Genomic DNA, 23,216 nt, shown 5'->3' with positions numbered 1-23,216 from the left:
TTATGTTATCAAAATTTAGGTTAAATTCTTTTGATTTTTATCTTTGCATATCGATTATTCTGCTGTGTTCTTGGTATGTTTTGCTAAATTTATGCTTCATTGTTTTTTTATCTCTAACAAAGTATAAAAACTCGCTCTCTTCTGGATTTACAGCAGCCTTTATCGCAGCCAAAGATACGCTACATATAGGACTTGGTGGCAGCCCGTCATGTAAATATGTATTAAATTTACTCATATCCTCTCTTATTCTTTTGGCCGTAATTGTCTCGTGAGAGTAAAGTCCGTAATTTAAAGTTCCGTCCATCTGCAGCTTCATTCCTTTTTTAAGGCGGTTATATATCACGGAACTTACTATTGGCATTTCACTCTCATCCGCAGCCTCTTTTTGTATGATGGATGCTATTATTAGATATTTTTGCCACTCTTTTTGATCAAATTTTCCAAGTAGCTCAATAGAAAGCTCTTGATGACGTTTTTTTGATAGATTCGCTAAATGATTTATGAGCTGCTTCTCTCTTATTCCAATCGGTATCTTGTAAGTTTCCGGAATAAAAAATCCATCACCAAAAGGTGCGACTTTATCATAAATTTCATTTAAAATTTGCTCATTTAAATTTAAGCTTTTAGCCATATCTTGTAAAAATATAGCCGTGGTTTCTCCAGGTATTAAGGTTATCTCGCTCATTGCAGCCTTGGCTGTAGTAAGAGCGTATAGAAAATCAAATTTGCTTAAGCTCTGTTTTTTGATATCCACCCAGCCTGATTGCGGATGTCCAAGTGTGGCCAAAATGTATTTATCTATGTTGATTATGTTAGAATTTCTTTGTTTTAGATATGTTATAATTTCTCCGACTGTCCCTTTTGGCAGGTAAATTACGCTATCGGTAGCTATAGGCCTACTAAGATAGACCAAAAAGCTTAGGAAAAAAATGATTATTATCTCACAGGCAATTAAAAAAATTTGGCATATTCTGCTATTTTTTATCATATTTTTTACAATCCTTATAGTTACGTTAAAGCATGGTATCAGCATCGAAAATATAAGTTTTAACGATTTTAAAATAGAGAAATTATATATAAAACTTGATAAAAAACTTATTTTAAGGGCTCAAAAATTAAAAATTCCAAAAACAAGCCACAAGGATAGCTCAAACGAAGATTTTTTAAGCCTTACTAATAATATAGTATGGGTTGATAGGCTGTTTAGTGAGATTATTTTAGAAAATATTGAGTTTGAAGATAACGAATTAACTGTGCTGTTTTATGAAAACGCCTTTCATGTCGATACCGCTTATCTAACTCTTGATACCACATTTACAAGCCAAGAAAATGGGCTGTTTATAGATGTTTACAACCTTGCTTTTAAGGATTTTGACATAAATCTAAGCGGGACATCAAATGCCGATATAAGACATAATATATATGATTTTAACGGCACCTTCGTAAGCCATGAACTCGACGGAAAGATGAAATTTCACCTTGAAAATGAGATTATAAACTACGATGTAAGCGACATAAACGCAAGCAGTCTAAAAAGCTTTATGCACGAGCTTGATGTCAAGCTAAATCTAAACGAAGATGTTAAAAATTGGATATACGGCTACATTGTAGCGGATAACTATTTTGTGCATAATCTAAGCGGAAAAGTTGATCTAAAAACTCAAAATTTCTTCTTAAATGAACTTAGTGCCAAAGGAGTTTCTAAAAATCTAAAGGTCAAATTCGAAGATAGCTTGCCTGCTGCAATTGTTGAAGAAGCCGATATAGAGCTAAAAAACGAGACGCTTTATTTTAAGCTTAAAAAACCAAGATGGAATGGAAAGAATCTAAACGGATCAAATTTAGAAATTTATAAAATTTTTGATGAGAAAAATGCCGGACTAATTTTAAATTTACAAACAAACTCAATCTACGATAAAGCGGTTAATTCTATACTAAAAGCTTATGATATAAATGTGCCGATAGAACAAAAAAGCGGTAGAAATGTAGGAAAAATAAGCATTGATATTAAATTTGATCCGCTTAAAGTAACGCCAAATGGCAAATTTAAAGCAAAAGATAGCAAGATTGATATAGCTGGCGCAATGTTTAATGTAAAAGAGGCGATAGTAGAGATAAGAGATGATAAAATAATCGTAGATGCCAAAGATAGCGGAATGGATTTTTTTAAGGGGGATATTAAAGTAGCCATAGATGCAACCAAAGAAAAAGGCGATATTAACGGCACTATCAATAAATTTGATTTAAGTTTTGATGGCGAGGAGATAGTAAAATTAAAAAACTTGCCACTAAACGCCTCTCTTGACTTTAGAAAGAAAGATGTGCTTTTTGATATCCTTGATCCAAGAATGCAGTTAAGTTTCGGAGATGAAAACACAATAAGAATAGATGATATTTCAAAAATTTATGATTATTCGCCTTTAATTAAGCAGATTGGATTAAATAGTGGAAACTTCACATTAAAAACAAAAAATTTCGATGATTTTGAAATTAGCCTAAGAAATGCGAAATTCAATATGCCATTTTTAAATAAAGACGGCTCAAAATACGATAGTGACGGCTTTGACATAAAGATAGGCGAGAATTTAATAACTGCAAATAGCCTCAGCAATAATCTAAATATTAACATCAAAGATAAAAAAACCGAAGTTCATATAAAAAATATGGATTTGGTTATAGATAATGAGGTAATTTTAAGCGATAAAGGTAGCGGTAAAAACAAAAATTTAGAGTTTGACGGATTAAATTCAGATCTATTTATATCAGATCTGAATCGCACTCTAAAGTTTTTAAGCTATAATGGAAGTATTGTCAAAGACAAAATTCAATTTAATGCAAGACCTCAAAGCGGAAACGTCAGCATAATACAAAGTGATAAAAAATTTAATATGTTTGCAAACGATATCACGGGAGATTTTGTAAACAACCTTTTTGGCATGGATAGCTTTGAAGGTGGATTTTTTAAGCTAAGGATAGTCGGAAATAGTACCGATGATTTAAAGGGTGAAATAAGGCTGCATGGCGCAAATTTAAAGAGCTATACATTCTACAATCAATTACTGACATTTCTAAACTCTGTTCCGTCTTTAATCATCTTTAAGACTCCGGACTTTACCGAAAAAGGCTTTCCTGTAAAATTTGGTAAAATTTTATTTGAAAAAAAAGGAGACTTGCTAAATATTATAGCTATAGAGCTGGATGGCTCAAGCGCAGATATAGGTGGCCGCGGGACTATAAATTTAGCGACCAAAGAGATAGATGTGGATTTGGAGCTAAGGCTTTTAAAGGACGCAAGCTCGATAATCGGCTCAATCCCGATAGTAAATCAGATAATTCTAGGCAAAGATCGCAGGCTTTCAACCGTAATTAAGGTGCGCGGAACACTTGATAAACCTAAATACTCTACTCAGGTTTTGGCAGATACCCTAATGTCGCCGCTTAAGATAATAAGAAATGTGTTAGAAGCACCATTTTTGATATTTGAGTAAAATTTTACATATAATTTTATGTATAGGAGTTTTGTTGGAAATTATAATAATTAGTCTAGCCGCCTTTATAGCGTCTTTGTTTACTCTATTTTCAGGTTTCGGACTTGGCACACTGCTAATGCCGGTTATGGCGATATTCTTTCCGGTGGATGTAGCGGTAACGATAACGGCTATAGTGCATTTTGGCAATAATATATTCAAAGGAGCTTTGTTTGCTCGCTCTATAAACAAAGATATATTGCTAAGATTTGGAATTTTAGCCATGATATTTTCGTTTATCGGAGCTTTAACGCTAAAAGCCTTAGGTAGCGCAAAAATTCTTTTTAATTACCAAATTTTTGATATGAATTTTCAAGTTGATACTATAAAATTTATCATAGGATTTTTGATATTGATATTTGTATTTATAGATATTATGCCTCAGTTTAAAAATATCAAATTTGAGCCTAAATTTCTGCCATTGGGAGGAATTATAAGCGGATTTTTTGGAGGACTATCTGGGCATCAAGGTGCTTTTAGAAGTATGTTTTTAATAAAATGTAAAATGCCAAAGGAGCAGTTTGTAGCCACAGGCATATTTATTGCCATTATGGTTGATATCTCAAGGCTTATGGTATATGGCACAAATTTTTCCAGTATAGATGAAAATTTATATTTGGCTCTTATGGCAACGGTTTTTGCATTTATAGGTTCATTTTTTGGTGCAAAACTTATTAAAAAAGTCACTATAGGTTTTATCAAGATAATAATATCTATGCTTTTGGTTTTTATAGCACTATCTATGATGGCTGGGGTTTTATAAGCTACTCATCCAATCTATTTTTAAAAGGAAAAATCAACTCATGAGGACGCTTTAACATCTGTTTTAAAAGCTTTTTTAAGAAAGAAAAGAGATTTCCTATGTTTGTATCTCTTGAGATTAAAGAGACCTTGAGAGCCAGAGCGAAGCTTACTAAAAGATTAATTGAACCTATTAAAAATACGCAAGCTAAGTAATACAAAAAATCATAATAAGATATTTGCAAATGAGTAGATGCGTAGCCTAAATTTGCACTAGAAAAAGCCACGTGAGCAATATCTAGAGGCAAATTTAAGATATTACCTATAAGAGGCGTAATACCCAAAAGAATACCAAAGAAAAAATTTCCAGCCACTGTTCCGTGATGATCATGGATATACTCTGCCAGCTTAAGCCTTTTATCATCGCTAAGCGCCTTTTTTAGCCAAGGATGGTGATAAAGTCTCTCTTTAAGCTCCAGGCAATCCGCTCTATTATCAAAATATCCAGATATTAGCCCTGAACAAAATAGCCAAACTCCGGCTATCGCTGCAAAGAAAAGAGGGGCAAAAGGCTCTAAATTTTTTAGATAATAAGAAGCCTCACTAGGATTTAAAATAGCCCCACTACCCTTTATGACAAAATATGCAACCAAAAACGATGTCAGCAGTGCTAAGCTTACATTGCCTACAACAGAGGCGAATTGAGATCTGCTAACCTTAAATATAAGCCCTATAAGCTTATCTTGATTTGCCATATTATCTTCTTCTTTTTCAACTTCTTTGGCAAAGGTAGAAGCCGTCATCGCAGGCTGCTTGGTAGCTACAGTAAAGCCTATCAGGCTAATTATCACAAAGCCAAGGCCATAATTTAATCCTATTAGGATAGTTTGCGTTACAAATGAAAAGTCAGACTGAACTATATTGATTTTTAGTAGAGCCATAAATGCTATTATTACTCCAGCTCCGGCTGATTTTAAAAACATTTTAAAATACTCTTTTTTATTATCAACCGTATAGTGCTCGCCATGCTCGCTAATATTGTTTGTAATACTTTTGGCTACTATGCGACTGCTTTGTCTATATACCTCGCTGAGAGAATTTCTAGTGGAGTTTCTTTTGACAGACTCTTTAAAAAACTTAATAAAAACTATATTTGACTCTTTTGTATCAAATTTTTTAATAAGCTCTATGATATTTTCTATTCGTTTTATAATCTGAACCAAACGTTCAAGCTCATATGTGACCGCGATAGAAATTCCTAAATTTACAGATTTTTTCTTAAATTTGTCAATCTGATTTTTACACTGCTCTATAAGAACTTCCAAATGCTTTAAATCAAGCTTTGTAGAGCTTATCTCTATATGATAATCTTGCATCTTGCTAACAAATTTTGCCACATCCCTTTGAAGCGCTATAAATGCGGAGTCTCTGTTTAATATTGTATTATCAAGCCTGATGAAGTTATGATCAAACTCCTCTGAAGCTATCCTTATGGATAGTATCTCCATAGCGTATAATAGCTCATGAAAAAGATGTTTCTTGGTGGAGTGTATATGAGTCGAATTTGAAAAAATAGACGAAAATAGCTCTATCCATTTTTCATCATCTATATTGCAAATCCATTTGTGATCATCACTATTTTTAAAAAGAGTAGCAAAAAGATATCTTAACTCGCCTTTATTTGGAGGATTTGGAAGAAATTTATTATAAAACCTCTCTTTTATCTCATATCCAAAGCCGTTTTTTGACAAGATGCCAAATTTACTGATATTGTTTGATAACTTTAATTTTATGAAAAATAGATTTACTTCATCAGAAATTTGGTTTGAAATTTCGCTTTTTTGATTAAAAAACTCTATAAGCACATTTATTTTTGATTCTGTTAAATCAATATTTTCTAAATTTTCAGGCCTAATAAAATCTACTAATTTTTTTAGCTTAGCTACTACATCAGTCTCTTCAATCTCTATATCTTTTAATAATTTTTCAAATTCTACATTTATATCTTTGGTGTTTTTCAATCATCTCGCCTTAAAAACCTATCTCATCTCAAGACGCATCAGATACATATCCTCTCCGTCTATCACTCTTAAATCTTGACTGCCACATTTTGGGCAGGTGAAGTCATTTTCTCCTAATTGCGTATTTAGTCCGCACTGATTGCACTCTATGACTATATTTTGTACATTTATTACAAGCTTGGCGTTTGAGCAGATGGTCTCATTTTTATATACATCAAAGGCGCTTTGCAGATAGTGTGGTTCAACTCCGCTTAGGCGCCCTACTTTTATCTCTATTTTTATAATTTCTTTTGCATTTTGTTTAGCTGCATTTTGTTCGCAGAGCCTTACTAGATCTTGAACTATACTTAATTCGTGCATCGCATTTCCTAGCAAATTCTAGGCAAAAGCTCGCCTTTGGGAGCCTCTAGCAGTCTTTTTGAGCCGTATATGTTTTGAAGTATTACTCTTGAGTTTTGATCTTTTAAAATTTCTCCTACAGAATTTGCGTTTGCATCAAATTTTCTTAAAACCTTCAGAGCCTTCTCTTCGTCTTTAGCATCTACAGCCAGCACAAAGGTGCCCTCATTGGCAAGCTCATAAGGTTCAAATCCAAACAGTTCGCAAACTCCAGCTACTTCGTCGCTAACTTTTATAAATTCATCTTTTATCAATATGTCAAATTTAGAAAATTTGGCCCACTCGTTTAAAACCGCACTTAGTCCGCCTCTGGTGGCATCTCGCATAGATAATGGCTTTATGCCGGCATTAAATAGCTCTTCAACTATCTCTTTTAAGCTCTTACAATCGCTTTTAAGATCTCCTCCTAGGCTTAATTCCTCCCTATTGGCAAGAACAACTGCTCCATGCCTTCCAATGTCGCCTGAAAGAAGTATTTTTGCTCCATGTTTTAATCCATTTAACCCTACAGGCTCATCTATAAGCTCTCCAATGCCGGAAGTATTTATAAAAATTCCATCGCATTTTCCTTTAGGAACTACCTTGGTATCTCCGCAAACTACTTTAACACCACAGATTTTGCAAATATTAGCAATAGATGTCAGAACTCGTTCAAGCTTATCTATCTCAAAACCCTCTTCAATGATAAGCGCACAGCTTAAATATTTAGCTCTAGCTCCTACCATCGCAAGATCGTTTATAGTACCACAAGCCGCTATCTTGCCTATATCTCCGCCGTTAAAAAATATTGGAGTTACTACAAAGCTATCTGTGCTAAATGCTAATTTTCCGCTTAAATTTAATAGCGCAGAGTCATTTGATTGGCTTAAAATTTCATTATCAAAAATTTTAAAAATCAGATCATTTATAAGAGAATTCATCTCCTCTCCGCCACCGCCGTGACTGAGCATTATCTTGCTATCTTTACTCAAATCGCTTCCTTTGCGTATTTAAAATATGCCGCGCAGGCTCCTTCGCTTGAGACCATACATGAACCGATAGGATTTTTTGGCGTACAAGCCTTGCCAAAAATTTTACAATCATATGGCTTTGCTCGCCCGCGTAAAATTTCTCCACATATACAGGCCTTGCTCTCGGCTTTGCTATTAACCTCACAGTCAAATTTGATTCTAGCGTCAAGATAGCTAAATTCTTGGCGTATCTTCATTCCGCTATCTTTTATCACTCCAAGTCCGCGCCAGTTAAAATCACAGGGTTCAAAATATCTACCTATCAGCTCTTTCGCCTTTAAATTTCCGCTTCTGCTTACAACTCTTGCATATTCGTTATATACCTCGTGTGTACCGGCATTTTGCTGACGCACTAAATTTAATACTGAATCCATAATGTCAAGCGGTTCAAATCCGCTAACAGCTATCGGTCTTTTATAATCTTTTGCGATATCCTCATAAATTTCATATCCGGTTATCACGCTTACGTGGCTTGGACCCAAAAAGGCATCTATCTTCACGCTCTCATCGTCCATTATCGCTCTTACAGGAGCTGGAACTGTTACATGATTTATATGGAAAAATAAATTTTTGATGCCCATCTCTACTTTTTTTTGCATTAGACTAGCAGTCATTGGAGTGGTGGTCTCAAAACCGATTGCAAAAAATATAATATTTTTGCTCAAATTTTCCTGAGCTATCCTTATACAATCAAGCGGGCTATACAGCGCTCTGATATCAGCGCCCTCAGCTCTAAGCTTTTGAAGGCTTGTATTTGAGCCAGGAACCCTAAGCATATCTGCTAGCGTGCATAGTATCACGTCATCTCTAGAAGCAAGCTTGATAGCCTCATCTATCCTGCTCTTAGGCATTATGCACACAGGACAGCCTGGACCATGTATGAAGTTTATTTTCTCTCCCACAAGCCCAGTAAGACCAAATTTCATAATACTATGAGTGTGTCCTCCGCAAATTTCCATGATATTTAGAGGCTTTACACTCTCTCTTTTAATAAGTTCGCTAAGAGCTAAAATCAGATCTTTATCTCTAAATTCATTGATTAGAGTCATCTTTTCTCACTCATAGCACTTAAACCCATATCACCCTCATCCTCATCTATCTCGCCACTAGCCATATCTTCGGCGATTTTTTTATAAATTTCTAAGCTTTCAAGTGCGAACTTAGTATCAATTTTTTCCATTGCATATCCAACATGAATTAGCACATATTCGCCCACTTTAACAGTATCGGATATTAGATCTAAGCTCACACGTCTAGTTACGCCCAAAGTCTCAACCAATGCGACGTTATTCTCATCTATCTCAAGGACTTTTGATGGAATAGAAAGGCACATTATCTAAACTCCTTTTTAAATTGCAAATAGTTTATCCATCTATCAACGCCTTGACCTGTTTTGCTATCAAGCTCGATAATATCTACTTTTGGATTGAGTTTTCTAGCGTCACTAATAACCTTTTTTACATCAAAATCAAAATGAGGAAGCAATGAAATTTTAGTAATAATTACAAGATCTGCCGAGCGAAACATAACAGGATATTTGCTTACTTTATCGCTTCCTTCAGGAACCGAGATAAGCACAACATTTAAGTGTGAACCCACATCATAGCTTGCAGGGCAGACTAAATTTCCAACATTTTCTATAAAAACCAGATCAAGATCGTTTAAAGGCAGATGATGAAGACCTTCATGAACCATAAAAGCATCCAAATGACAGGTTTGCCCGGTTGTGATCTGATGAGCTTTGGCTCCAGCTTTTAATATCCTATCGGCATCTTGGTTTGTCTCTAAGTCACCCTCAACAACACCGATCTTAAATTTATCACTCTTTATAGTGGCTTCAAGAAGAGTGGTTTTGCCAGCACCTGGACTACTCATTAAATTTATACATAAAATTCCATGCTCATCCAAATGATCTCTATTGTGCTGCGCCTCTTTGTCGTTTTCAGATAAAATTTTAGCAATTACTTCAATTGTCTTTGTCTCGCCAAGCACAGGGTGAGCATGAGCTTCATGAGTATGCTCATGATAGGCATTATGTCCATGATCGCTACCATGATCATGCGTATGAGAGTGAGTCGTTCCGTCAGCATGGGTATGAGTATGATTATGTCCGCCTAGTGAACATCCACAATCTTTGCACATGTTATATCCTTTTTTGTGTTTTCAAAATAACAATACTACTGATTTAAATTAAAATTTGGCTTATTTTTATCTTTTACTCTTTTAAAACTATCTCTTTTATCCTTGCGCTACCATTATCCATTACCGATAAGATTGCCCAAGCGCCTTTTTGGCGGATATCCCTCTCTATTTGTAAGGCTTTATCAACAGGCATAAAAAATGCCTCTATTCCAAATTTTGCCCTATTTCCGTAAATTCTTCCGGTTAAAAATATTTGATTTTTAGGCTTTACAAAGCTGTATTCATCTTTTACATATGTACCATTTATATCTTTTAGTGCTAGATAAATTTTAGTTCCTGGCTTTTGAAGGTCTGCGTATTTAATCGGCAAAGCCGAAAAATCATAGTTCAGACTCACATAATTTCCTCTTAGTAAATCCCTTGGATCATAAAGAGTTACATCAACTTTAATTTCTTTGCCAAAATAAATAGGAACATAGGCGTAAGCAAGCATTGCAATTAGGCTTAAAATTTGAAAAATAATGGCGGATATTAAAATTTTAACTCTCATTTTTTATAGCCTTTTTATTTCTAGAAACCACAAGTACTATTACCGCAAATAGCAAAAACAGTAAACTTGCGCCTATATAATCGCCTATTAGATCAAAATATCTCACATTGGCAACTATAAAGATAGTTGATAATCCTAGCTTAAAATAATCTTGCTTTATGAGCACGGCTCCGGTTATAACACTTAGTATGGAATATATAGCGTTTGAATACTCAAAAAAATATCCGACACCAAAAGGCAGAATCAATAAAAACAGAGCAAGAATAGCTACGTAATACCTTTTAAATTGGGCTAAAATAATTAAGGAAAATGTGGCAAAAACGATATGTAAAACACCATAAATCCTGCCATAAAAAGCAAGTGAGTTATTTAGATCTATATAGTCATAATTTCTATGGCTAATAAAAGACATAGCAAAAAGAAGTATGGCTATGCCAGTAATCAAAGATATCCATCTTAATGCAACAGCTATCTTAATCTTATTAAATTTTTGAGCCACAAGCGATAAAGAGATACCAAAAAGCGAGTATGAAAGTCCTATTAAGACGATTTGATTTATAGTTATATACCACATAAATTGAGAAAATTCAAAAGAGCTTAAATTTGCCATATTACAAATAATATAGACAAAAATAGATATAAAAAGCATCACAGTAAGCGCCTTTGATTCATCTTTTAAAAGCATATAAAAAGATATTGCTATAAAGATCAAAAACTCATGCGAGACTCTAAGTTCGATATCCATAATGAACCAAAGAAGGGCTATTGCTAAACTCTGAGTAATTAAAATGGATTTTTTAGTAGATATTGAGAGTACAAATGCGCCAACAGCCCACAATAATACTCCATTTGGCATATGTTCACCTAAATGATAAATTTGAGCTATCAATACTATAGCTATTCCGTAGCAAAAATTTCCTAAGAAAAATAAGCTGATAGCCGTAGATTCTCTACCCTTTTTTAGCATAAAAAGCGCACTTAAATTTACAAAAGCCAAAATGCTTATAATGATTAAAAGTCTTACATATCTCGGCATCTCTTCCCAATTGGCTCCCACAAGAGTAATCAACGAAAGAGCCAAAAATAAATACGCCACAAGCTTTAAAATAAAGTTTTTTTTATCGCCAATATTTTGCAAATCTATATCATATCTAGCTGCTATTTTTTCTGAAGTTACTCTATCTATCAGCCCTTCATTACGCCACTTTGCAAGCTCATTTGCTAAAAAATTCTTATTTAATAAAATCATTAATTACTCTACACATCTTATTATTCTATGGCGACCAGCAAAATATAAAACCGCATATCCCACGATTCCTGATATCAAAGATGCTATTAATATCGCAAGTTTATCGGCATATGCAAACTGCTGAGTGTCGTGATAAGAAAGAGAGTTGATAAATAAACTCATAGTAAATCCGATACCTGTTAATATACAAAGTCCGTAAAATTGAAGCGTATTAGAATATTTCGGAAGTTTTGCTATGCCAAGTTTTATGGCGATAAAGCAAAATCCAAAAACCCCAAGCTGTTTGCCTATAAAAAGACCTGCAATTACACCTACCGATACAGGATGAAATATCTGCTCTACACCAATTCCATTTAATGAAATTCCTGCATTTACAAAGGCAAACACAGGCAAGACAAAAAATGCTATATATCCATGCAGATCATGCTCAATCTCTTTAAGCATCGATCTATCGCTATTTTTAAATTTAAGCGGTATAAAAAATGCCGATACAACACCTGCTAAAGTCGCATGCACTCCGGATTTTAAAACACTTATCCAAAGAATAATGCCCAAAATCAGATATAGTGCTTTTTTGTTTACATTGAGTAAATTTAATGCAAGAAGTCCCAACAATACAACACCTGCAATACCGATAGAGACCATAGATAAATTGCCACTATAAAAAATTGCCATGATTAAAATTGCGCAAACATCATCTATAATAGCCATAGTAACCAAGAAAATTTTAAGGCTAGCAGGCACTCTCCTGCCAAGTATCATAATAATACCAAGTGCAAAAGCCGTATCAGTGGCAGTCGGTATCGCCCAGCCCTTTATGGCAAAAGAATCCGAATGATTAAAAAGATAAAATATAAGAGCAGGTATCACAATGCCACCTATAGCTCCGATTACTGGCAAAATTACTTGAGAGAAATTTCTAAGCTCTCCCTCTATAAGTTCACGCTTTAACTCAAGCCCCAAAAGAAAGAAAAATATCGACATAAGACCGTCATTTACCCATAAAATAAGGGGCTTTTGGATATCAAGCTCATCAAAAATAAAACCTGCATTTATACGTAAAAATGAGTTATAAAACTCACTTAAAACACCATTTTGAAATATCATTGCGATAATAGCGGCAAAAATCAGTAAGATTCCGGAGCTAGCCTCATGTTCGACAAATTTTTTAAAAGAGAAGTGCTTCATAAATTATAAGAACCTTTTAAATGGAATAAAAATTTAGTAGGATATGAACGATTTTAGCAAGAAGTTGATAAATACTGAATAAAAAATAATAACTTTTTTAGGCGGGCAATCTTAAATTTGCCCGCCAACCAATCTAAAATCTACGAGCTTGGAACAGCCGCTTTAGTGAGTTTTGCAAATTTCACTCCTTTAAGCCCTGCTATTTTAGCTGAAAATTCCTCTATCTGCGCCGCTTTCCCGCGCAAAATAAGAGTCTCCAGACAATTATAATGATCTATATGTATATGAGTTGTGCATGTTATCTCCACACAGGCATCATGCTCTATATTCATCATTTTAACTACTAAATCGTTTTGATGATGAGTATAAATCAGCGTCAAAACTCCTATCAAATCCTCATCAGCATTTTTCCAACTATCGCTGATAATCTTTTCTCGAATCAAGTCACGCGTGAATTCGCTCCTTGATGCATAGCCTTGTGAGCTTACCTTCTTGTCAAGTTCATCTAACAACTGCTTCGGCAAGGAAACACTAAATCTGATTATCTCGTCCATATCGCCCTCCTTAAGTGAATCCTATACTATTATAGAACCTTAAATCTTATAAGTTGTTTAATGAATAGTATAATTGCCCCGTAGCTATCGAAGAATCATTTATTGGATGAGTTTTGTTAAAATAATATTTTATACTATTATTTTTAAAACTATTAATTATTTTTCTTAAGAAAACTCTATTTTGAAACACTCCACCCGAAAGCAAAACATCCCTACTATCAATTTTAGCAATTTGGGTTACAATATCACAAAGTCCGTTTATAAAAGCTGTTGCGGCTGTTTTTTTATCATCCTTTAGAGCCGACTTGAAAGCCTCTTTAAAGACTATTTTTTGATTATCCAGTTCAAATTTATAGCTTTTTTGTATACTTTCGTCATATAAAGCCTCAAGTTCCATTCCGATTTCACCTTCGTAACTAACAGTTTTAAGCCCCAAAATAATGCTTCCAAAAGCATCAAAAATACGACCAAGAGAACTTGTTGTGAAAACACCTAAGTTTCGTTCATGTAACTTTTTTAGATTTTGTAGTTTTGTTGTATCAAAATGACTCAAAAAAACTTCAGCAAATTCTTCTAAATCATATTTTAATATAATTGAGTATGAAATCTGCCATATATTTTTTATACTGCTCTCGGCGCCTATTAGATAAAATTCATCAAAATTATAAACTCTCTCATACTCTTTAGCGCTTAATCTCATAACTTCTCCGCCCCAGATATCGCCTTTTTCGCCATATCCGGTACCATCAAAACAAAAGCCCAAATACTCCTTATTGGGATCTAAACTATTTTCAAACATTACCGAGAGTAGATGAGCATAGTGGTGCTGAATTTGAGTGATTTTAGCCCCATTTTTAGCGACATACTCTTTCGCCCATTTTAAATTTAAAAAATGCGGATGTAAATCAGCTACTATCTCGTCAAATTTAAGCTCGTAAACCTGCTCAAAAAGCTCTATTAAAGAGCAAAACCTCTCATAAGTCGCTACATTTTTAAGATCGCCTATATAAGGGCTTATCATCACTTCACCATCTTTGTATATAGCAAATTGATTTTTTAGCTCCGCTGCGACAGCTAAAATCGTGCGTTTATCTTTAAAATTTGTATGCAAAAATTTAGGATTTACCCCTCTACTCGTTCGCAAAAAAACAGGCTCATCATCAACGACAAATACGATGCTATCATCACTTGGCGACTCTATCTCTCGGTTGTTATCAAGATAATAATCAATCACATCGCCCATCTTTTCAAGTAAGCTAGTCTCATTATAGATGATAGGCTCGCCTGAGATATTAGCAGAGGTTGCCACTATATCGTTTTTTAGGTATTCAAACAGCAAAAGATGCACGCCGGTATACGGCAAAAATATGCCTATTTTATTAAGATTTGGTGCGATTTGCTTTGATAAATTTGATTCAGTCCTGCTTTGAAGTACTACTATCGGCTTTAAATTTGAGGTTAAAATTTGCTCTTCGGCAGGGCAGATATAAGCATGCTTTTTAGCGTTTTGTAAATTTTTACACATGATAGCAAAGGGCTTTTTTGGTCTATGCTTTCTGGCTCTAAGCTCGCTAACGGCTTGCTCGTTTGTAGCGTCACAAACCAGATGAAATCCACCAAGCCCTTTGATAGCTAAAATTTTGCCCTCGTTTATAAGCTCTGCGGCAGTTTTTACACTTTCATTTCCGGCTGTTACGATTTTTCCAAATTTGTCTTTTAGGCTTAGGCTCGGGCCGCAGTTTGGGCAAGATATCGGCTGAGCGTGATACCTTCTATTGGTTGGATCTTTATATTCACCCTCGCAAAACTCGCACATCTTAAACTCATTCATAGTCGTATTTATCCGATCATACGGAAGTGATTTGATGATGGAAAATCTAGGTCCGCAGTTAGTGCAGTTTATAAAAGGATAGTGATAGCGCGGGTTTTTAGGATCATAAAATTCTCGCTCGCAATCAACACAAAGTGCAAAATCAGGCAAAATCGGAGCGTGCTTTTTGGCGGACTTTGAAGCAATTATCTTAAACTCATGGAATTTAACATCGCTAAGTTCAAATTTTAAAATCTCATCAATTCTAGCTAGGCTTGGAAGCTCATCTATCAATGCTTTATCAAATTTGGCTAACGCCTCATCTTCGCCATAAAGAGTTAATTTAACTCCTTCATCATCATTGTATACTTCGCCAAAAAGAGCGAATTTAAGAGCTAAATTATAGACAAAAGGACGAAATCCGACCCCTTGAACAAGACCTGAAATTTCATACTTTACGCATCTCTTCAAGCGAAAGTCCTTTGCTAAATTTTGCGCTAACGCCTACTCTTAAGTGCTTTGTCGTCAAATTCGAAAGAACCTTACACTCAAACAAAGAGCCTTGCAGCAAGATGTGCTTAAACTCAAAATCCTCTCTTAAAACATCGCAAAAATCGGCTATAAAATGCGCAAACGACTCAAGATAGCCAAAGCTTAAAATTTTATCATCAACTCCGGCTAGGCGAAAGCTCATGCCGCTTCTTACAAATTTAACGATGTCAAAGCCGGTTTTTGAAGCCATCTTAAAATCAAGCCTTGGACCCTTGGGACCGTTAAAATCCATCGCGTTTTGAAGCAGTTTAACACCCGCTTTTTTAAAATCGTTATTAAAACCAAAAATTTTACCGACTATGCAAAATAGCGAGAAAAAGCTATTTGGAGTGTTTATGCTTCCACTTGCAAGAGGGAAATTTGCGCTAAAATTTGCCACAAGCCTATCTCCGCCCTCCTCTTTTGATATCATTTCAAAAATCTCTTCAAAGCTGCTTGGAATTTGTAAATTTAGCACTTCAAAATCGTTATTTTTAGTATAAATTTTAAACTCGTCATCTTCAAATTTGCTTAAAAAAACCTTAAGTTTATTTTCATCTTTCATGCCCAATTCATCCGCACTTAGATAGAAATTGGCTAAATTTTTATCCTTTGAAGCCTCTATGAAGTCGCTAAAGCCATTTTTATAATAAATTTGAGCATTTGAAAATATGTATTCGTTTTCTAAAACTGTAGCTTTAAAAAGCTCTTTATCGCATTTAAGCGCGACGAAATTTACGCCCTCTTCAAAAAGTCTTTCGCAAAGCGCGTAGATAAATATGTCCCTAGGAGCTTTTACATCAAAAAAATGCGGCGCATTTGGGTGGTTTTGTCTGTAAAGAGTGCTTGTCTTAAGCTCCACCACAGGCTTTTCGTAGCTTGCAAGAGCGATTTGCGAATTTTGATCGGAAATAAAAATTTTTGGCAAATTTTTAAGCTTGGTAGGCATTAGGATATCAAAATTACCGTTTAACTCAGCAAAGTTTAAAATTTCAAAATTTCCCTCCAAATCTTTAAATTTTAAACCTTCTCCTTTTTTAAAATTTAAAATCGCAAAATCCAAAATCTCTTTAAAATTTTCTTTTGTAACCGCTTCAAAAATATCATCTTTAAACAGCTTAACATCACTAAAAATTTCGTTTTCACAAGCTGAAATGTTGCCTTCATGAAAATTTTGTATCATCTTTGGAGTGATGTTTGAAAGAGTGTTTTTAAACTCTTTTTGCTCGCCTTTTAACTCATCGCTTACAAAAACACGAGAATTTGATAAAAATATAAAGTGCGGTATGAGAGTTGAAATTTCATCAGAAAATTTTAAAAGTTCCTCTTGCTCACCTTCTAAATAAAGCCTTGTATATAAACCTTCTTGCTCTATGCCGTAAGAAAATCCACTTTTTTTAGCATAAAAATTTAGAAAAAACGCCAAATTTTCATTTGAGTTTGCATACTCAAATTCATAAACTAGTATCATCAGATGCCTTTGTTTTTGTATTCGTTTGCGAGGTCTATTATATTTAAATTTGAGATTTTTTCATAGCTAAATCCAAGCTCTTCAAGGTGTTTTAGCAGTGTTTTTTCCATAACTTTGACGCTAGCTTGAATTTCACTTGAGAGCTCAAAACTCATAGGTTCTATTCGCTTTGGAACTACGCCTAAAATTTTAGTCTTTGGCATATCTCCGGCTAGATCCATAAGCTGAAGAGTCTGAAGCATCTCAACCTCATGCGCCGAGCCGTCCCATGAAATTTGATTTGGCATCGCTTCGTAGTCGAAAAAATATACATCGCCGATACTTGATTCATCAGCGCTTATGCAATCAACCACTATAAGATAGTCAAATTCAGCTATGATCGGAGTTAAGGCTATCGCCAAGGTGCCACCGTCAACAAATTCTAAAGAGTTGATTTCGTGAGTAAATTTGTAGTTTCTTTTTATCATTTCGTTAAAATGAACTCCGACACCTTCGTCGGAGAACATTACATTACCGATGCCAAGGACGAGCACCTTCATATATCAGTGCTCTTCTTTGACGAATTTATATCCGCTTACAACGGCATCCATAGCACCATTTTTACCTTTGACCGCGTTAAATACGGCCATATAAATATGAACCGGAACAAATATCATTATGATCCACATCGCTACGCGGTGAATCGTTCTAACGTTTGCCAGTCCACCCATAAGCTCTTCAAAATATCTCATCGGCTCATAAAATAGCCCGCCAAGCCCTTCGTGATAAACATGCACATAAAGCACCATGCCTGTTAGGCAGATCACAAAAAGCACAAGATAAAAGAACAAATATGACGCAAACTGAAGCGGATTATACACGCCTCTTAGATGCGGATGCGGTCCTAAAAATATGTAGTATTTGATCTGCGCTATCCAGACTTTTGGACTAAAGAAATCATAAATACTGGCAAGCTCTTTTCTGCTAAGCTTATCAAAAAAGAAAAGATAAAGCTTAAATATCGTAACCGCAATGAGTATAAATCCCGCCACTTGGTGAGCCGCGCGCCATTTTGCATTTAAAAATATCGTAGGCTCGTTAGTAACCTCAGGAGCTATAAACACATAAGATATATAAAACCCGCTTACGACTAGAAATGCAATCGCTACAAATCTAATCCAGTGCGTAAGCCTAAGACCTATCGAAAATTCGTATTCGCTGATGCGATCGGGTTTATGATGTGACATAAATCCTCCTTACAAATTTGGATTTATTTTGTATTCGCTAATCTTATTTCCCTTAGTATCCATAACGTGAACCGCACAAGCGATACATGGATCGTAAGAGTGAATTTTACGAATAATTTCAAGCGGCTGAGTTAAGTCGGCTATCTTTAGTCCGATTATACACTCCTCGTATGATCCGCGAATGCCGTTTGCATCCTTTGGAGAAGCATTCCAAGTTGAAGGAACTACCGCTTGCCAGTTTGTTATAACGCCGTCTTTAATTCTGCACCAATGAGATAAAGCGCCTCTTGGAGCATTGCCCGCAAAGTAGCCTTTGTACTCTTTTTTATTGTCTATTACGTATTTAGCGCAAGTTTCTTGATCCGTTTTTAAATTTTCAATCAAGTTATTAAACGCCGTTAAACCGTGATCGGCAACTACTTTCGCCTCAAGCATACGAGTAGCCGTTCTTCCTAGTGTTGAGAATATAGCGTTTATTGGAAGTCCTGTCTCTTGCAAGAATTTATCCACGATAGGCACTACTCTTTTGTTTCCCCTTGCATAGTTAACTACGATGCTTGCAATAGGTCCTACTTGCATAGGCTTGCCCTCATATCTTGGAGCCTTTATCCAGCTATATTTACCCTTAGCGTCAAATACTTTAGTATCAATCATCTTGCCATGCCCGTCAAGGGTCTTCATATCAACTAGTCCCGTATAGTTAGGATCTGTTTTGCCGTCATACGGATGAAGCGGTTTATCATCCTTATACCAAGCGCGAGTAGCTTCTTCGGTTATCTTCATATCATCTACTTCATAAACCTTGCTTAAATCACCGTTTAGAACTATACCGCTTTGGAATAGATTATCGTTTCTGCCGACTAAAAATTCATCATAAGATAAGAAATTCGCCACTCCCACGTCATTTAGTACGCTTGGCTCGTTTCCGTAAGCTTTAGCAGCCATTAAGATATCAGGATAGTAAGCGCGATTTACAAAATCAACCGTCTCTTTAAATTTGGTTAGATATTCGCCAAGTCTTGACGGACTTAAAAGATCCATAACGCAGGTTACGCCACCTACTGTTAAGCTTTGCGGATGCGGGTTTTTAGAACCAAATATAGCCATCATTTGAGCTATGGTTCTTTGCATACTTAAGCATTCTAAATAGTGTGAAAGCACTATCAAATTTTGCTCAGGAGTGAAGCGATATGTACTATGCCCCCAGTAAGCGTTGGCAAACGGTCCTAAATTTCCTTTTTTGGCAAATGCCGCAACCTTTTCTTTAACTTCTTTTAGTTTATCCGCTCCCGTAGCATACGGAGTTTCGCAATATTTAAACGCCTCTTCGCTAGCCTTTCTCGGATCTGCTTCAAGCGCGGAGACGATATCGACCCAGTCAAGTCCGTGGAGTTGGTAAAAATGCACAACGTGGTCGTGAAGATAAAGAGCTGCGTTCATAAGCGTTCTAGTAAGCTCTGCATTAAGCGGAGGAACTATACCAAGAGCCTTTTCAACGGCGACAATTCCCGCTCTATAGTGAGAATATGTGCAAACTCCGCAAATTCTTTGTGTAAAAAATCCCGCATCTCTAGGATCGCGACCCTTTACTACCTGCTCTATTCCTCTCCATAAGGTAGAGCCAGAATAAGCCTCTTTAACTACGTTATTTTCATCTACGACAACCTCTACGCGAAGGTGTCCTTCAATCCTCGTTACAGGATCTATTACTATTCTTTGTTCGCTCATTGTTACGCCTTTTTCTCATCTTTATCTTTTGCAAAAGTAGCTATAGCTGCGTGCGCTGCCATACCTATACCTGCAAGAGCCAAAACTCCTATACCGATCTTATCGCTTACGTTATCGGCGCCAAGTCCCAAAACGGTATTGTAAAGTCTATCGCCCATAGGCTCTTCAAACGGTCCCATCGTATCCCAGAAATCAGGCTCACTACAACCTATACAACCGTGACCGGCTTGAACCGGCCAGCTTGTGTGCTGATTAAATCTCTCGCGTGAGCAGTTGTTAAACGTATATGGACCCTTACAACCGACCTTATATAAGCAGTATCCGTCTTTTGCGCCTTCATCGCCAAATCTTTGAACAAATTCGCCAGCATCAAAGCGTCCGCGTCTTTCACAAAGATCGTGAATTCTAAGCCCGTAAGCCCATTTTGGACGGTTAAATACGTCAAGCGAAGGAATAGTCCCAAATAAAATATAATGAAGCACGTTTCCAACGATATTTTTCTCGCTCGGAGGACAGCCAGGGACGTTTATAACGGGTTTGCTTGTAGCCTTGCTTAGAGCTTGGGAATTTGAAGGATTTGGCTTAGCAGCTTGAACTCCGCCAAAGCTAGAACAGGTTCCGATAGCAAAGATAGCCGCGGCATTTTCGCTAGCGTGTTTTGCATGATAGTATCCAGTATAGCCAAGAGGTCCTACGGTAAGATATCCTTCGGTAGCACCCATCGGGATACCGCCTTCTACTAAAAGAATATACTTTCCTTTATACTTTTCTATGGCATGCTCCAAATTCTCCTCAGCCTGCCAGCCTGAAGCAGCCATGATAGTCTCGTGATATTCAAGTGAGATATAGTCAAATATCAAACTATCAATCGTAGGAGTATCCGTTCTTAGTAAGCTTTCAGAACAGCCCGTACATTCAGCCATATGAAGCCAAATTACAGGCAAGCGATCGCTTAACTCCGCAGCCTTTGCGACGATAGGCGTCATGGATGCAGGAAGCGCCATAAAAGCAGTCATCGCACCCGCCCACTTCATAAAATCACGACGAGTAAAGCCTTTTGCCTTCAGAGCTTCGCTTATGGAGCCTTCACTCTTTACTCTTGGTAGCTTGGCCAGAATATTGAGTCGCTCATTAACTCTGGCAAGAACATCATTTTTCATACCTACTCCTTAAAAAAATGAATTTATACCACAACAAATATGTAAATTTTACATAATTATATATATAGAAAAAATAAAAAGAACTTTAATATTTTACAAAATACTAAATGAAATATAAATTTTTTAATAATATTTTGTCTTGGATGAAATATTACTATTAATTCTCATTGTTTATTATTTATAAAATATATTAATTTTTTTTTATAATAATTGATTAATATATTTTTTAGAAATATGCTATTTTCATTATTTTAAAATAAAAATATATACTTAAAATTATTATATAAATTATCAAAAATAAGATTTAAGATAAAAATACTCTGATTTTTATTTAAATGAAATTTTTATTTAAAATATTTGATTTATTTGAAAATATGCCAAATTTGCTTTTTTATTTTTTGTATGTTTTTTGTAGCTAAATTTAAAGTAAAATAAATTTTACCCACTCGCAAAAAGTTAAAAAAATCAAGCGAAAGGGTAAAATTTAAATCAAATTTATTTTTTAGGATAGGTCATCTCTTCAGGACGGACATATTTATCAAACTCTTCAGCAGTTAAAATCCCTAAATTTACAGCCTCTTCTTTTAGCGTAGTGCCGTTTTTATGAGCTGTTTTAGCTATCTTAGCCGCATTTTCATATCCTATATAAGGATTTAGCGCAGTTACTAGCATAAGCGAGCCGTGCAAATAGCCGTCTATAACCTTTAAATTCGGCTCAATTCCCACAGCGCAGTGGTCGTTAAAGCTTATCATCGCATCGCTTAAAAGTCTGATTGATTGAAGCAAGTTATAAGTAAGAACCGGCTTAAACACGTTTAGTTCGAAATTTCCTTGAGAGGCGCTAAGAGTTACCGCAAAATGATTTGCCATAACCTGAACCGATACCATCGTCATCGCTTCGCACTGCGTCGGATTTACTTTGCCCGGCATTATGGAGCTGCCTGGTTCGTTTTCAGGGATAAATATCTCGCCTATTCCGCATCTTGGGCCACTTGCAAGCCATCTTATATCGTTTGCTATCTTCATTAAATTTGCAGCCAAACCATCAAGAGCTCCGCTTAAAAATACTTCGCCGTCATGACTTGTAAGTCCGTGAAATTTATTTGGATGAGAGACGAATTTAAACTCGCTTTTAGTTAGAGTGTTTAGCTCTTCGCTTACTAAATTTGAAAACTCTGGATGCGAATTTAGCCCCGTTCCTACGGCTGTTCCACCGATAGCAAGCTCACAAAGATACTTCATTGCGTCATTTACTTGAAGCTGCGCTTTTCTTAGCATCTCGACATATCCGCTAAGCTCTTGTCCAAGGGTTAGCGGAGTAGCGTCTTGAAGGTGCGTGCGCCCTATTTTTACTATATCTTTAAATTTCTCGCTCTTGCTCTCTAAAGTCTTTTTAAGCTTACCAATAGCTGGCAAAAGCTGCTTTTGAAGCTCTATCACAAAGGCTATTCTCATCGCAGTCGGATACGTGTCGTTTGAGCTTTGACCCTTGTTTACGTCATCGTTTGGATGAACGAGTTTTTTTACTCTAAAGTCCTCGCCTAAAATTTCAGTGGCTCTGTTTGCGATAACTTCATTTAGGTTCATGTTTGACTGCGTGCCTGAACCTGTCTGCCAGACTACAAGAGGGAAATTTCCGCACAGTTTGCCGTCTATAATCTCATCGCAGGCTTGTGATATGGCTTTGGTTTTTGCCTCATCAAACCTGTTTAACTTGTGATTGACTATGGCGCAAGCTTTTTTAAGATATGCAAAGCCTTTGATAACTTCTTTTGGCATTTTTTCTTCGCCTATTTTAAAATTCTCAAAACTTCTTTCGGTTTGAGCACCCCAATACTTATCGTTTGGTACCTGAATTTCGCCCATGGTGTCTTTTTCTATTCTATATTGCATAAATGATCCTTTTAAA

General features: G+C 35.8%; 20 protein-coding genes. 2 read left to right on the top strand and 18 right to left on the bottom strand.

Annotation, left to right across the window (positions count from 1 at the left end):
• Positions 1 to 37 precede the first annotated feature (37 nt).
• The gene (mltG, locus tag CDOM16190_RS08140) at positions 38 to 1,033 is read right to left on the bottom strand and encodes an endolytic transglycosylase MltG (RefSeq protein WP_170019991.1); all 996 of its coding nucleotides are present in this window, start codon (positions 1,031 to 1,033) and stop codon (positions 38 to 40) included.
• On the opposite strand from mltG, the gene CDOM16190_RS08135 reads away from it, so the two are divergent.
• Positions 930 to 3,488, top strand: coding sequence for a YhdP family protein (locus CDOM16190_RS08135; RefSeq protein WP_170019989.1), 2,559 nt, complete (start codon positions 930 to 932; stop codon positions 3,486 to 3,488). The genes mltG and CDOM16190_RS08135 overlap by 104 nt on opposite strands.
• 34 nt (positions 3,489 to 3,522) lie before the next feature.
• Positions 3,523 to 4,290, top strand: coding sequence for a sulfite exporter TauE/SafE family protein (locus CDOM16190_RS08130; protein ID WP_170019987.1), 768 nt, complete (start codon positions 3,523 to 3,525; stop codon positions 4,288 to 4,290).
• Between the two features lies 1 nt (position 4,291).
• On the opposite strand, the gene CDOM16190_RS08125 is transcribed toward CDOM16190_RS08130, so the two are convergent.
• From CDOM16190_RS08125 to fumC, 17 genes are all read right to left on the bottom strand, one after another.
• Positions 4,292 to 6,289 carry a transporter-like protein gene (locus CDOM16190_RS08125; protein ID WP_170019985.1) on the bottom strand — a complete coding sequence of 666 codons (1,998 nt, stop codon included), beginning with the start codon at positions 6,287 to 6,289 and terminating at the stop codon, positions 4,292 to 4,294.
• Between the two features lie 18 nt (positions 6,290 to 6,307).
• Positions 6,308 to 6,649 (bottom strand): hydrogenase maturation nickel metallochaperone HypA, encoded by a 342-nt coding sequence (gene hypA / locus CDOM16190_RS08120; protein WP_170019983.1) that lies wholly within the window; start codon positions 6,647 to 6,649, stop codon positions 6,308 to 6,310.
• An 8-nt stretch (positions 6,650 to 6,657) separates the two neighbouring features.
• Positions 6,658 to 7,638, bottom strand: a complete 981-nt coding sequence (gene hypE, locus CDOM16190_RS08115; RefSeq protein ID WP_170020047.1) for a hydrogenase expression/formation protein HypE — start codon at positions 7,636 to 7,638, stop codon at positions 6,658 to 6,660.
• Between the two features lie 17 nt (positions 7,639 to 7,655).
• Positions 7,656 to 8,747: a hydrogenase formation protein HypD gene (gene hypD / locus CDOM16190_RS08110; protein WP_170019981.1), complete on the bottom strand. Its 1,092-nt coding sequence runs from the start codon at positions 8,745 to 8,747 to the stop codon at positions 7,656 to 7,658.
• Positions 8,744 to 9,031, bottom strand: a complete 288-nt coding sequence (locus CDOM16190_RS08105; protein ID WP_170019979.1) for a HypC/HybG/HupF family hydrogenase formation chaperone — start codon at positions 9,029 to 9,031, stop codon at positions 8,744 to 8,746. Before CDOM16190_RS08105 ends, hypD begins: the two co-directional genes overlap by 4 nt.
• Complete coding sequence (gene hypB / locus CDOM16190_RS08100) at positions 9,031 to 9,840, bottom strand: hydrogenase nickel incorporation protein HypB (RefSeq protein ID WP_170019977.1); 810 nt, start codon at positions 9,838 to 9,840, stop codon at positions 9,031 to 9,033. Before hypB ends, CDOM16190_RS08105 begins: the two co-directional genes overlap by 1 nt.
• Before the next feature lie 73 nt (positions 9,841 to 9,913).
• Positions 9,914 to 10,390, bottom strand: coding sequence for a GDYXXLXY domain-containing protein (locus CDOM16190_RS08095; protein ID WP_170019975.1), 477 nt, complete (start codon positions 10,388 to 10,390; stop codon positions 9,914 to 9,916).
• On the bottom strand, positions 10,380 to 11,639 hold the full coding sequence (locus CDOM16190_RS08090; protein ID WP_170019974.1) for a DUF2157 domain-containing protein: 1,260 nt from the start codon (positions 11,637 to 11,639) through the stop codon (positions 10,380 to 10,382). The genes CDOM16190_RS08095 and CDOM16190_RS08090 overlap by 11 nt, the downstream gene beginning before the upstream one ends.
• Before the next feature lie 3 nt (positions 11,640 to 11,642).
• Positions 11,643 to 12,827, bottom strand: a complete 1,185-nt coding sequence (gene nhaA, locus CDOM16190_RS08085; protein ID WP_170019972.1) for a Na+/H+ antiporter NhaA — start codon at positions 12,825 to 12,827, stop codon at positions 11,643 to 11,645.
• A 140-nt stretch (positions 12,828 to 12,967) separates the two neighbouring features.
• Positions 12,968 to 13,381 (bottom strand): nickel-responsive transcriptional regulator NikR, encoded by a 414-nt coding sequence (gene nikR, locus CDOM16190_RS08080; RefSeq protein ID WP_169974715.1) that lies wholly within the window; start codon positions 13,379 to 13,381, stop codon positions 12,968 to 12,970.
• A gap of 46 nt (positions 13,382 to 13,427) precedes the next feature.
• Positions 13,428 to 15,662, bottom strand: coding sequence for a carbamoyltransferase HypF (gene hypF, locus CDOM16190_RS08075; protein ID WP_170019970.1), 2,235 nt, complete (start codon positions 15,660 to 15,662; stop codon positions 13,428 to 13,430).
• The gene (locus tag CDOM16190_RS08070; protein WP_170019968.1) at positions 15,640 to 17,193 is read right to left on the bottom strand and encodes a hypothetical protein; all 1,554 of its coding nucleotides are present in this window, start codon (positions 17,191 to 17,193) and stop codon (positions 15,640 to 15,642) included. The genes hypF and CDOM16190_RS08070 overlap by 23 nt, the downstream gene beginning before the upstream one ends.
• On the bottom strand, positions 17,193 to 17,732 hold the full coding sequence (locus CDOM16190_RS08065; protein WP_170019966.1) for a HyaD/HybD family hydrogenase maturation endopeptidase: 540 nt from the start codon (positions 17,730 to 17,732) through the stop codon (positions 17,193 to 17,195). Before CDOM16190_RS08065 ends, CDOM16190_RS08070 begins: the two co-directional genes overlap by 1 nt.
• Before the next feature lie 3 nt (positions 17,733 to 17,735).
• On the bottom strand, positions 17,736 to 18,419 hold the full coding sequence (gene cybH / locus CDOM16190_RS08060; RefSeq protein ID WP_169940953.1) for a Ni/Fe-hydrogenase, b-type cytochrome subunit: 684 nt from the start codon (positions 18,417 to 18,419) through the stop codon (positions 17,736 to 17,738).
• Positions 18,420 to 18,428: 9 nt separating this feature from the next.
• A complete protein-coding gene (locus CDOM16190_RS08055; RefSeq protein ID WP_170019964.1) occupies positions 18,429 to 20,147 on the bottom strand; it encodes a nickel-dependent hydrogenase large subunit in 1,719 nt (572 codons plus the stop codon).
• Between the two features lie 2 nt (positions 20,148 to 20,149).
• Positions 20,150 to 21,307, bottom strand: coding sequence for a hydrogenase small subunit (locus CDOM16190_RS08050; protein WP_170019962.1), 1,158 nt, complete (start codon positions 21,305 to 21,307; stop codon positions 20,150 to 20,152).
• A gap of 495 nt (positions 21,308 to 21,802) precedes the next feature.
• On the bottom strand, positions 21,803 to 23,200 hold the full coding sequence (gene fumC / locus CDOM16190_RS08045; protein ID WP_170019961.1) for a class II fumarate hydratase: 1,398 nt from the start codon (positions 23,198 to 23,200) through the stop codon (positions 21,803 to 21,805).
• Positions 23,201 to 23,216 lie beyond the last annotated feature (16 nt).

It is taken from the genome of Campylobacter sp. RM16190 (assembly GCF_012978835.1).
In the GTDB taxonomy this organism is placed as follows: Bacteria; Campylobacterota; Campylobacteria; order Campylobacterales; family Campylobacteraceae; genus Campylobacter_A.
This window is presented reverse-complemented; position numbering and strand designations above follow the sequence as displayed.

Bases quoted from the DNA above. Each gene is read 5' to 3' on its own strand.
- CDOM16190_RS08135 (WP_170019989.1), top strand. From the start codon at position 930: ATGATTATTATCTCACAGGCAATTAAAAAAATTTGGCATATTCTGCTA.
- mltG (WP_170019991.1), bottom strand. From the start codon at position 1,033: ATGCTGATACCATGCTTTAACGTAACTATAAGGATTGTAAAAAATATG.
- hypA (WP_170019983.1), bottom strand. From the start codon at position 6,649: ATGCACGAATTAAGTATAGTTCAAGATCTAGTAAGGCTCTGCGAACAA.
- hypE (WP_170020047.1), bottom strand. From the start codon at position 7,638: ATGCTCAGTCACGGCGGTGGCGGAGAGGAGATGAATTCTCTTATAAAT.
- hypD (WP_170019981.1), bottom strand. From the start codon at position 8,747: ATGACTCTAATCAATGAATTTAGAGATAAAGATCTGATTTTAGCTCTT.
- CDOM16190_RS08105 (WP_170019979.1), bottom strand. From the start codon at position 9,031: ATGTGCCTTTCTATTCCATCAAAAGTCCTTGAGATAGATGAGAATAAC.
- hypB (WP_170019977.1), bottom strand. From the start codon at position 9,840: ATGTGCAAAGATTGTGGATGTTCACTAGGCGGACATAATCATACTCAT.
- CDOM16190_RS08095 (WP_170019975.1), bottom strand. From the start codon at position 10,390: ATGAGAGTTAAAATTTTAATATCCGCCATTATTTTTCAAATTTTAAGC.
- CDOM16190_RS08090 (WP_170019974.1), bottom strand. From the start codon at position 11,639: ATGATTTTATTAAATAAGAATTTTTTAGCAAATGAGCTTGCAAAGTGG.
- nhaA (WP_170019972.1), bottom strand. From the start codon at position 12,827: ATGAAGCACTTCTCTTTTAAAAAATTTGTCGAACATGAGGCTAGCTCC.
- nikR (WP_169974715.1), bottom strand. From the start codon at position 13,381: ATGGACGAGATAATCAGATTTAGTGTTTCCTTGCCGAAGCAGTTGTTA.
- CDOM16190_RS08070 (WP_170019968.1), bottom strand. From the start codon at position 17,193: ATGATACTAGTTTATGAATTTGAGTATGCAAACTCAAATGAAAATTTG.
- CDOM16190_RS08065 (WP_170019966.1), bottom strand. From the start codon at position 17,732: ATGAAGGTGCTCGTCCTTGGCATCGGTAATGTAATGTTCTCCGACGAA.
- cybH (WP_169940953.1), bottom strand. From the start codon at position 18,419: ATGTCACATCATAAACCCGATCGCATCAGCGAATACGAATTTTCGATA.
- CDOM16190_RS08055 (WP_170019964.1), bottom strand. From the start codon at position 20,147: ATGAGCGAACAAAGAATAGTAATAGATCCTGTAACGAGGATTGAAGGA.
- CDOM16190_RS08050 (WP_170019962.1), bottom strand. From the start codon at position 21,307: ATGAAAAATGATGTTCTTGCCAGAGTTAATGAGCGACTCAATATTCTG.
- fumC (WP_170019961.1), bottom strand. From the start codon at position 23,200: ATGCAATATAGAATAGAAAAAGACACCATGGGCGAAATTCAGGTACCA.